Raw genomic sequence first — 10,365 nt, 5'->3', positions numbered from 1 at the left:
GCCTTGTCGTCCTGGCGGGCGGGCGACCTGCGGCGAGGAGCGCGGCGGTTGTGGCTCTCCCCGCACAGGAAGTCGACCTGACGACTTCCTGTGCGGGGAGTGGTGCCTGATGCCGTTGCCGCTTCGGGGTGGCCGAAGCGGCAACGGGGTGCGAGGCGAGGTGGCCCCGGAGGGGTCAGCGGGCGGCGGCGCGTTGGAGGGCGCTGGCGAGGAGGGCGAGGTCGGTGGGGCCGTTGCCGAGTTCGCGGACGGGCCGGCGGGCCGGCGGGGCGCCGAGCTGGAGCGGGTCTATCGCGACGACGGTGGGCCGCAGGGTGGCGGTGCGCGGGATGCGGCCGCTGATCCGGGCGGTCTGGAAGGCGGTGACGCCGCCGTCCGGGAGGCGGAGGTAGCCGCGGCCGGGGGTGTCCTCGGGCAGGGCGGCCGCGTCGCCGAGGTGGATCAGCAGGTCGGAGTCGGCCGGGTCCTCGGTGCGCAGGGCGATCCGCAGCAGCGCGGCCTCGTCCACCTCGGTGCCGGCGCTCTCCTCCGGGCGGCCGGTGGCGACGGCGAGGTGGACGCCGAGCGGTCCGCCGCGGCGGGCGACGGCGGCCAGCGCGCGGGCGAGCGGGCGGCCGGCGGCGGAGGTGGGGGAGAGCAGGGCGTCGTAGTCGTCGACGACGACGACCAGCCGGGCGGGGGGAGCGGCGGGGCCGGTCGGGCGGGGGCCCTCCGCGCTGCGCGGCGGGATGATCCGGGGCGTGGTGGCCGCTCCGCCGCCGACGGCGGCGGGCACCGGGACCTTGGGGTGCTCGGCGTCCGCCTCCGGCCCGTCCAGGCTCTGCCCGTCCAGGATCCGCGCGGCGTGCCAGGAGGCGAAGTCCAGCCCGTCGAACAGCCGTTCCCGCAGGGTGAGTTCGTCCTCCAGCGCCTCGGCCGCGAGCAGCGCTGCGCGCGGGTCGGCGGCGGCGTTCACCCGGCCGCTGACGTGCGGCAGCTCGGTGCAGCCGTCCAGTCCGTCCTGGCCGTCCGCGGTGGCCCGGCCCTCGATGATCGTGACGGCGAGCCGCCCGGGCCGCTCGGAGACGGCGAGCGAGGCGACCAGGGTGCGCAGCAGCTCGGTCTTGCCGGAGCCGCGGGCGCCGCCGATCAGCAGGTGCGGGCCGCCCGGGTCGGGAGAGGGGACGGTGAGTTCGGGGTCGGCGAGGTCGAGGGTGCAGAGCTCGTCCCGGGTGGTGCCGAGCAGGGCGGTGGCGGCGCCGATGCCGCCGGCGTGGGCGTCCCAGCGGGCGGACAGCTTGGCCGGGGTGACGGTGTCGAGCTGCAGCAGGTCGAGCAGCCGCAGCACGTCGGGCAGCGGGCCGCGGGCGGCCGGGGTGGCCTCGCGCAGCGGGGCGAGGACCCGGGCGAGCCGTTCGGCCCAGGCGTCCGAGACGGCGTCCAGCGAGACCTCGTGGAGGGTCTCCCGGCCGCGGGCGACCGGCCGGGACAGCGACAGCTGGGTGCCGACCTCGCCGGTGATCAGGGCGGTGGCGCCGAGGCCCCGGGGGAGCAGTTCGGGCTGCTCGGCGAGGCAGATCGGGAAGATGCCGACGGCCGGGCCCTGGCGCAGCAGCAGGTCGAGTGCCTGCCGGGCGGCCTCGGTGGCCGGGCGGCCGTCGACCACGACCACGGTGGCGGGGTGGCCGCCGAGGCCGCTGGGGCCGCTGAGCCGGGCGGTGAGCTCGGTCAGCCGGGCGGTGGCCTGTTCGTCGTCGAGGCCGATCAGCAGCCGGCAGTCCTGGCCGTCGACCGGGCGCAGGTGGGGCAGCCACAGGGCCCAGGCCCAGGTGTCGACGCGGTCCTCGGCGGCGCGGGCCGGGTCGGCGTCGACCACGACCAGGCTCAGCCCGGTCGGCGGGTGCAGCGCGGCGAGCTGGGCGACGACGGCGCGGGTGAGCGCGTCCAGGCGCTCGCGCGGGCCGCTGAGGCCGAGGCTGCCGGCGGTCTGGAGGTCGAGGGTGACCGGGACGGCGGGCAGCATGGTGCCGGGCGTGGTGCCGGGGCCGCCGGGGCGGTCGGCGGTGCCGAGCCGCAGGGTGAGCGCGTCGGGGTGGCCGGGGCCGCGCTCCCAGAGCCGGGGGCCGGGGCCGACGGCGTTGAGCAGCAGGGTGGCGAGGTCGGGCCAGCGTTCGCGCTGGGCGGCGGTCTGGCGCAGCCGGACCGCGGCGTGGTGGCGCTCGGCGCTCTCCTGGCCGGGTGGTTCGGCGGCGCGGCCGGGCAGCAGGGAGAACAAGCCGCGGCCGCGGCCGGGCGCGGGTTCGGGGGCGGCGGGCGGCTCGACCACGGGCGGTGCGGGCCGGACCGGCCCGGGGGCGGCGAGCTGGAGGTGGCCGTGGCCGTCCGGCAGGGCGGCGCGGACGGCTCCGGCGGCCTCGGCCGGGTCGGGGGCGGTCACCTGGAGGGTGGACTCGCCGATCCGCAGCACGGCGCCGGGCTCCAGCGGGACGGCGGCCTCCGGCGGGACGGGCGGGACGAGCCGGCCGTCCAGGGCGGTGCCGTTGGTGGAGCCGAGGTCGCGTACGGAGATCCGGCCGTCCTCGGCGAGGTGCAGGGAGAGGTGCAATCGGGAGACGTCCGGGTCGTCGAGCGGGACGTCGGCCTCGGCGGAGCGGCCGATCCGGATCTCCCGGCCGTGCAGCCGGTGCACGCCGCCGGCGTCGGGGCCGCCGACCACCCGCAGTTCGGCGGCGGCGGGGGCGTCGTCGGGGTCGTCGGCGGTCGGGTCGGGCTCGTTCAGGCTGAGGACGGCGCCGTCGAGCAGCGGGGGGTGGCCGAGCAGGGTGTGCTCGTCGACCCGGTGCGCCCCGGCGTACAGGTGTACGTGGGTGGCGGCCCGCGGCCCGCGCACGCCCACGGCACCCGCGAGCGCGCCCGCGATGGCGCCGAGTGCGGTGCCGACGGGCGCGGTCACCAGCACGTCCACGTAGGGAATGGCGGAGCCGGCGGCGGACGGGCCGCTGCGCGGTCGGAGGACGGTCAGCCGGATCTGCATCTCGCCCGCGGGTCCCTTCTGCTGATGTGAAGCCTGGTGCCGCTGCCCGGTGCCAAGGGCACCGTTGGGCCACACGAGTGGCGAGTGTCCATCCTGCCATCCGTCGCGGACGGTCCGCGCACCGTACCGGATTTGACGATCTTGCGATCGTGGCCGTGACCGGGGCGACGGAGAGTCAGGTCGACGGTCCTCTCGCGGGGTGCCCGGGACCTTCCCTAGGGGATCTCCCCCAACCCTTCCCCAGACCGTGCGGATGGCCTACCGACCACCTCAAAAACCCGTACGGTCACCGTTAGAGTGGCCGCAGACACGGGCCCGGCAGGCTCACCGCACCGGCGGAGGAGCGCCCCGCGCGGGCGGCACGGCGAGGAGTGCGACAGGTGCGGCCAGTCGGCAGCAAGTATCTGCTGGATGAGACCCTCGGGCGGGGTGCGACCGGCACCGTCTGGCGCGGCGTGGTGCGCGAGGACGTCCAGGTGCCGGGCTGCCCGCCCGGGCAGCGGGTGGCGATCAAGGTGCTGCGCGAGGAGCTGGCCGCCGACCCCGACGTGGTGATGCGCTTCCTGCGCGAGCGCTCCCTGCTGCTGCGGCTGACCCACCCCAACATCGTCCGGGTCCGCGACCTGGTCGTCGAGGGCGAGCTGCTGGCCCTGGTGATGGACCTGGTGGACGGCCCCGACCTGGCCCGCTACCTGCGCGCCAACGGCCCGTTCAGCCCGATCGCCGGCGCCCTGCTGATGGCCCAGGTCGCGGACGCGCTGGCGGCCAGCCACGCGGACGGGATCGTCCACCGCGACCTCAAGCCGGCCAACGTGATGCTCGCCTCCACCGTGGTGGACGGCGTCGAGCGGATGCACCCGCTGCTGACCGACTTCGGCATCGCCCGGCTCGCCGACTCCCCGGGCGTCACCCGCACCCACGAGTTCGTCGGCACCCCCGCCTACGTCGCGCCGGAGTCCGCCGAGGGCCGTCCGCAGACCTCCGCGGTGGACGTGTACGGCGCCGGGATCATGCTGTACGAGCTGGTCACCGGCCGCCAGCCGTTCCAGGGCGACAGCGCCCTCGCCGTGCTCCAGGCCCACCTGGCCCAGGAGCCGCAGCGGCCCAGCACCATGCCCGAGCCGCTCTGGACGGTGATCGAGCGCTGCCTGCGCAAGGACCCGGCCCAGCGGCCCGGTGCCACCTCGCTGGCGCACGCGCTGCGGGTGGTCGCGGCCGGGGTCGGCGTGCACGCCTCCCCGGCGGCGGTGGACGAGGCGCTGGCGGTCGGCGCCCTGCTGCTGCCGGACCCGCAACCGACGGCTGTCCCCGGCAGCATGCCGCCGCTGCCGCCCGCGATGGTGCCGGGCGCCCTGGCCCCGGGCTTCATGGTCCCCGGTACGACCCCCGGCGCCGAGGACCACACCCAGGTGCTGCCGCCGACCAGCGGGCAGTACGACCCGGCCGCGGCGACCGCGGTGATGGGCACCCAGCCGCCGCCCCCGCAGGGCGCCCCGGACCGCACCCGGGTGATGCCGCCCGCCGCCGTGCCGCCGCCCCCGCCCGCCGGGCCGCCGCAGGAGGAGGCGCCGCACCCGTGGCAGACCCAGCTGCGCGCGGCGCGGGACCGCAACCAGCAGACCCAGGTCGGCTACTTCGGCCCGGAGGACTACGAGGACCTCCCGCAGCCGCAGGTCGCCCCGCAGCCCTACCAGGCCGGGCAGGGGGGCCCGGCCGGACCGGGCGGCCACGGCGGCCAGGGACACCGGCCGGGCCAGGGCGCCCCGGGCGGGCGCCCCGGCGGGCAGCAGCCCGGCGGCTACCGCCAGGCCCCGCCCCCGCCCGGCTACGCCCAGCGCCCGCCGGTGGCCCCGCCGCCCTACCAGGCGGGCCAGGCCGGCCAGGGAGGCAACGTCGGTCAGGGCGGCCAGCGGGGCCAGGGCGGCCGTCCGCAGCCGCCCGGCGGCTACCGGCAGGCCCCGGGCGGGTACGGCCAGTCGCAGGGCGGCTACCCGCCGCCGCCCGCGCCCACCCCGGTGCCGCGCCGGGCCGAGCCGCCCGCGCCGCAGTACCGGGAGGCCCCGCCGCAGCGCCGCGAGGAGCCGCCGGCCCCGGCCCGCCGCGAGCCCGGGCCGGCCCGCGAGCCGCGCCCGCGCAGCCGCAACCGGATGTACATCCCGGGGCTCGGCTGCTTCAAGGGCTGTCTGATGGTGCTGCTGGTGCTGGCCGTGGCCGGGGTGGCGCTGTGGAACTTCACGCCGCTGCCGCACTACTGGGACAACGTCGTGGGCTGGTTCGACTCGGCGCGCGACTGGGCGAACAGCCTCTTCGGCAAGTAGCGCCGCCCGAGGCCGGAGCCGATCCGGAGCCGGAACCGGTCCGGGGCCGGACGGCGTTCCGGCCTCCGGCCCGCCCGGGCGGCCGCATTGACGCTATGTCGACAATTATCGAGATTTCTCGGCCGGGACTCCCGCTCCGGGCCCTTCGGGCGGCCCCCGCAGGCCCTCCGGGCGCGTAGGTTGGTCGCTGTTGTCCCGCCCCACCGAGCGCGCCGGACCCCCGGAGCGCTCCCGCGCCGCCCACGGAGCAGCATTGGCACGCAAGATCGGCAGCCGGTACACCGTCCACCAGGTGATCGGCCGGGGTTCGGCCGGGACGGTCTGGCTCGGTGAAGGGCCCGACGGCCCGGTGGCGGTCAAGCTGCTGCGCGAGGACCTCGCCGCCGACCAGGTGCTGGTCGGCCGCTTCGTCCAGGAGCGCACCGCGCTGACCAGCCTCGACCACCCCCGGGTGGTCGGCGTGCGCGACATGGTGGTGGACGGCAGCGACCTCGCCCTGGTGATGGAGCTGGTCCAGGGCACCGACCTGCGCTCCCGGCTGGAGCGGGACGGCGCGCTGCCCCCGCAGACCGCCGCCTCGGTCATCGCCGACGTCGCCGACGGCCTGGCCGCCGCGCACGCGGCCGGGATCGTCCACCGCGACGTCAAGCCGGAGAACGTCCTGCTCGACCTCGCCGCCGCCCCCGGCCCCGGCGGCGCCCCGCGCGCCAAGCTCACCGACTTCGGGGTGGCCCGCCTGGTCGACGCCCCGCGCCGCACCCGGGCCACCCGGATCATCGGCACCCCGGACTACCTCGCCCCCGAGATCATCGAGGGCCTGGAGCCGCGCGCCGCCGTCGACATCTACGCCCTCGCCACCGTGCTGTACGAGCTGCTGGCCGGCTTCACCCCGTTCGGCGGCGGCCACACCGGCGCGGTGCTGCGCCGGCACGTCACCGAGCAGGTCCCGCCGATCCCCGGCCTGCCGGACGGGCTGTGGCGGATCATCTCCGAGTGCCTGGCCAAGGCCCCGGCCTCCCGGCTGCGCGCCGCCGAGCTGGCCTCGCGGCTGCGCGAGCAGCTGCCCTCGCTGGCCGGCCTGCCGGTGCTCGCCGTGCCCGGCCAGGGCCGGGCCCCGGCCGAGGAGCAGCTGACCCCCGGCGAGGCCGTCTACGCCGAGATCGACGCCGGCCCCGGCATCCACAAGCGCCGCCGCGGCCCGGCCGTCCCGCTGGTGCCCGGCGCCGCCCCGGACTCCACCCGGGACACCCACACCAGCCTGCGCCGCCCGTCGGCCGACGAGCTGGCCGCGTACGCGCTCGAGTCCCGCGCCCAGCGCGCCGCCCCGGGCCACCGCCGGGACCGCCAGGCACTGCTGCGCCGCCGCCGGCTGCTGGCCGTGCTGATCGCCACCGTGCTGCTGCTGGCGGGCGCCGCCGCGGCCTGGACGGCCTTCGCGGCCACCGTCCCGGACGGCGGCCACCCGACCCGTCCGGCGGTGTCCGGCACGGCCCCGCGGGCGCCGTAGCCGGGGCCGCGGCCGCGGTCGTGAGGCCGGGGGGACCGGGGGTGTCGTCATGACCACTCCCGGAACCATTACCCTGGGGGCGTGGCAGCCGTCGATCCTTCCGAAGAGCTCAAGAACCTCGATACGACCATGGGGTCGATCGAGGCCGTCATCGACCTGGACAAGATCCGGGCCGACATCGCGGTCCTGGAGGAGGAGGCAGCCGCCCCCACCCTGTGGGACGACGTCGCGAACGCGCAGAAGGTGACCAGCCGGCTCTCCTTCCTCCAAGGCGAACTGCGCCGGGTCGAGGGCCTGCGCAGCCGTATCGACGACCTGGGCGTGCTGTTCGAGCTCGCCGAGGCCGAGGACGACGCGGACACCCGCACCGAGGCCGAGAACGAGCTCGTCGCCCTCCAGAAGGCGGTCGAGGAGCTGGAGGTCCGTACCCTCCTGTCCGGCGAGTACGACGCCCGCGAGGCGCTGATCAACATCCGCGCCGAGGCCGGTGGCGTGGACGCCGCCGACTTCGCCGAGCAGCTCATGCGCATGTACCTGCGCTGGGCCGAGCGGCACGGGTACCCCACCGAGGTGTACGACACCTCGTACGCCGAAGAGGCCGGCATCAAGTCCGCGACCTTCACCGTGAAGGCGCCGTACGCCTACGGCACCCTCTCGGTCGAGCAGGGCACCCACCGCCTGGTCCGCATCTCGCCGTTCGACAACCAGGGCCGCCGGCAGACCTCCTTCGCCGGTGTCGAGGTGCTCCCCGTCGTCGAGCAGTCCGACCACGTCGACATCGACGAGGGCGAGCTCCGGGTGGACGTCTACCGCGCCTCCGGCCCCGGCGGCCAGGGCGTCAACACCACCGACTCGGCGGTGCGCATCACGCACATCCCGACCGGCATCGTGGTCTCCTGCCAGAACGAGCGCTCGCAGATCCAGAACAAGGCGTCCGCGATGAACGTCCTCCAGGCCAAGCTGCTGGAGCGGCGCCGCCAGGAGGAGAAGGCGGCGATGGACGCGCTCAAGGACAGCGGCAGCTCCTGGGGCAACCAGATGCGCTCCTACGTGCTGCACCCGTACCAGATGGTGAAGGACGTCCGCACCGCGTACGAGGCCGGCAACCCGCAGGCCGTGCTGGACGGCGACATCGACGGCTTCATCGAGGCCGGGATCCGCTGGCGCAAGCAGCGCGAGACCAGCGCCGAGTAGCGGCAGACGACGAAGGCCCCCGACCGCAGTGGTCGGGGGCCTTTGTCGTACGTCTCGTGGGTTGTCAGGCCAGAGCCTGCCGCGCGATCAGCGCCACCGCGAGCAGCCCGGCCAGCAGGGCCAGCAGCATCGCGGGGGAGAGTGCGGCGAACGGGCTCTGCTGCTCCTGGATCCGGGCCCGGTTGGCCCGGCACACCGGGCAACGCCCGTCGCTGACGCGGCCGTTGCAGTTGGCGCACACCAGATGGTCGCAGGTCATGCGATCTCCTCCTCGCTGCTACAGCCAACGCGCCGGACGGGGCTTTGGTTCCATGTGCTGCCCTGTACGGGGGAGCGGCCGTGACGCGGTCGCCCCCTCCACTCTGCCAGGTTCCGGCGGTTCCGGCTCCCGGGCTGCGAGATGGCCCCCGATATTCGGGGCATAAACGGACATTCTCTCCCAAGGGGCGGGCGTTGTCGCGGGCGGCCCCTGCGGGCCGGATGCCGATTCGCGTATGGTCCGAGTCCGGGAGCGGCCCTCCGCGCTCCCTTCGACCGCCCCCGGGCCGGGCCCCAGGGGCGGACCGACCCAAGGACTGGCGCCGCCTAGGATGGCCTCCGTGATGCAGCCGTGATCAGATTCGACAACGTCTCCAAGACCTATCCCAAGCAGAACCGTCCCGCCCTGGACAACGTCTCGCTGGAGATCGAGAAGGGTGAGTTCGTCTTCCTGGTCGGCTCGTCCGGCTCGGGCAAGTCCACCTTCCTGCGCCTGTGCCTGCGCGAGGAGCGTCCCACCACGGGGGCGGTGCACGTGCTGGGCAAGGACCTCGGCAAGCTGTCCAACTGGAAGGTGCCGCACATGCGCCGCCAGCTGGGCACCGTCTTCCAGGACTTCCGCCTGCTGCCGAACAAGACGGTCGCGCAGAACGTCGCCTTCGCGCTGGAGGTGATCGGCAAGCCCAAGAGCGCCATCAACAAGGTGGTGCCCGAGGTGCTGGAGCTGGTCGGCCTCGGCGGCAAGGAGGACCGCATGCCGGGCGAGCTGTCCGGTGGTGAGCAGCAGCGCGTGGCGATCGCCCGGGCCTTCGTGAATCGTCCGATGCTGCTCATCGCGGACGAGCCCACCGGCAACCTCGACCCGCAGAACTCGGTCGGCATCATGAAGCTGCTCGACCGCATCAACCGCACCGGCACCACGGTGCTGATGGCCACCCACGACCAGGCCATCGTCGACCAGATGCGCAAGCGCGTCATCGAGCTCGACAAGGGGCTGCTCGTCCGCGACCAGGCCCGCGGCGTCTACGGGTACCAGCACTGACCGACCAGCGCTGACCCGTAGGGCCGCCGGCCCGAACCGCCAGTCCCGGAGCAGTACCGACCCTGGAGTTGTTTCCCGCATGCGTGCCCAGTTCGTCCTGTCGGAGATCGGTGTGGGTCTCCGACGCAACCTGACCATGACCATCGCGGTCGTGGTCAGTGTCGCGCTCTCCCTCGCCCTCGCCGGTTCCTCGCTCCTGGTCCGCGACCAGGTGAACTCCATGAAGGGGTACTGGTACGACAAGGTCGAGGTGAGCATCTACTTCTGCACCAAGGCGGACGCCCGGAACTCGCCCCAGTGCGACAAGGGTGCGGCCACCGACCAGCAGGTCCAGGACATCAAGGACCAGCTGGACAAGATGACCTCGGTGGTCCAGTCGTCCACCTACGAGAGCTCCGCCGACGCGTACAAGCACTGGAAGGAGATGAACCCGGACAACCCGCTCATCTCCGTCCTGGGCGCGGACGCCATGCCGCAGTCCTGGCGGGTCAAGCTCAACGACCCGACCAAGTACGACGTGATCCAGAGCGCCTTCGCCGGCAAGCCCGGCGTCAAGTCGGTCGAGGACCAGCGGAAGATCCTGGAGAACCTGTTCGGCCTGCTGAACGGCCTCCAGACGGCGGCCTTCGTGATCATGGTGCTGATGCTGTTCGTCGCGCTGCTGCTGATCGTCAACACCGTCCGGGTGTCCGCGTACAGCCGACGGCGTGAAACCGGGATCATGCGCCTGGTCGGTGCGTCGAACTTCTACGTCCAGATGCCGTTCATCGCCGAGGCGGCCTTCTCGGCGCTGCTGGGCGCGATGATGGCCTCCGGACTGCTGATCGGCGGGCACTTCTTCGTCCAGAACTGGCTGGCCGACCGGGTGCAGTTCATCCACTTCATCGGCCTCGGCTCGGTGCTGGCGGTGATACCGCTGCTGATCGTGGTGGGTATGGGCATGGCCGGTGTGGCGGCGTTCTTCACGCTGCGCAAGTACCTCAAGGTCTGATTCCCGGACGCCCCGACGGCCCCGGACGGCACTGCGCCGTCC

Annotated in this window: 7 protein-coding genes; 5 read left to right on the top strand and 2 right to left on the bottom strand. The window is 74.7% G+C overall.

All coding sequences use genetic code 11. The features are described from left to right. Positions 1 to 175 precede the first annotated feature (175 nt). Positions 176 to 3,013, bottom strand: a complete 2,838-nt coding sequence (locus ACFU7Z_RS27465) for an FHA domain-containing protein (protein WP_380780306.1) — start codon at positions 3,011 to 3,013, stop codon at positions 176 to 178. 380 nt (positions 3,014 to 3,393) lie between these two features. Between ACFU7Z_RS27465 and ACFU7Z_RS27460 the strand changes: the two genes are divergently transcribed. The 3 genes from ACFU7Z_RS27460 to prfB all read left to right on the top strand — a co-directional run bounded on the left by ACFU7Z_RS27460 (position 3,394) and on the right by prfB (position 8,032). Continuing rightward, positions 3,394 to 5,331 (top strand): protein kinase, encoded by a 1,938-nt coding sequence (locus ACFU7Z_RS27460; RefSeq protein WP_380780303.1) that lies wholly within the window; start codon positions 3,394 to 3,396, stop codon positions 5,329 to 5,331. 253 nt (positions 5,332 to 5,584) lie between these two features. After that, the gene (locus tag ACFU7Z_RS27455) at positions 5,585 to 6,838 is read left to right on the top strand and encodes a serine/threonine-protein kinase (RefSeq protein ID WP_380780301.1); all 1,254 of its coding nucleotides are present in this window, start codon (positions 5,585 to 5,587) and stop codon (positions 6,836 to 6,838) included. 81 nt (positions 6,839 to 6,919) lie between these two features. Then, the gene (gene prfB / locus ACFU7Z_RS27450) at positions 6,920 to 8,032 is read left to right on the top strand and encodes a peptide chain release factor 2 (protein ID WP_049653430.1); all 1,113 of its coding nucleotides are present in this window, start codon (positions 6,920 to 6,922) and stop codon (positions 8,030 to 8,032) included. A 64-nt stretch (positions 8,033 to 8,096) separates the two neighbouring features. Here the strand turns inward: prfB and ACFU7Z_RS27445 are convergent, their stop codons facing one another. Next, positions 8,097 to 8,291: a hypothetical protein gene (locus tag ACFU7Z_RS27445; protein ID WP_049653432.1), complete on the bottom strand. Its 195-nt coding sequence runs from the start codon at positions 8,289 to 8,291 to the stop codon at positions 8,097 to 8,099. A 351-nt stretch (positions 8,292 to 8,642) separates the two neighbouring features. Between ACFU7Z_RS27445 and ftsE the strand changes: the two genes are divergently transcribed. Both ftsE and ftsX read left to right on the top strand, forming a co-directional pair. Then, positions 8,643 to 9,332, top strand: a complete 690-nt coding sequence (gene ftsE, locus ACFU7Z_RS27440; protein WP_049653434.1) for a cell division ATP-binding protein FtsE — start codon at positions 8,643 to 8,645, stop codon at positions 9,330 to 9,332. Positions 9,333 to 9,411: 79 nt separating this feature from the next. Further along, the gene (ftsX, locus tag ACFU7Z_RS27435) at positions 9,412 to 10,323 is read left to right on the top strand and encodes a permease-like cell division protein FtsX (RefSeq protein WP_049653435.1); all 912 of its coding nucleotides are present in this window, start codon (positions 9,412 to 9,414) and stop codon (positions 10,321 to 10,323) included. Positions 10,324 to 10,365: the final 42 nt, after the last annotated feature.

Source organism: Kitasatospora sp. NPDC057518, from assembly GCF_042802075.1.
Taxonomy (GTDB): domain Bacteria; phylum Actinomycetota; class Actinomycetes; order Streptomycetales; family Streptomycetaceae; genus Kitasatospora.
The sequence above is the reverse complement of the archived record's forward strand: the minus strand, read 5'-3'. Positions and strand labels throughout refer to the sequence as shown.

Bases quoted from the DNA above. Each gene is read 5' to 3' on its own strand.
- ACFU7Z_RS27445 (WP_049653432.1), bottom strand. From the start codon at position 8,291: ATGACCTGCGACCATCTGGTGTGCGCCAACTGCAACGGCCGCGTCAGC.
- ftsX (WP_049653435.1), top strand. From the start codon at position 9,412: ATGCGTGCCCAGTTCGTCCTGTCGGAGATCGGTGTGGGTCTCCGACGC.
- ACFU7Z_RS27465 (WP_380780306.1), bottom strand. From the start codon at position 3,013: ATGCAGATCCGGCTGACCGTCCTCCGACCGCGCAGCGGCCCGTCCGCC.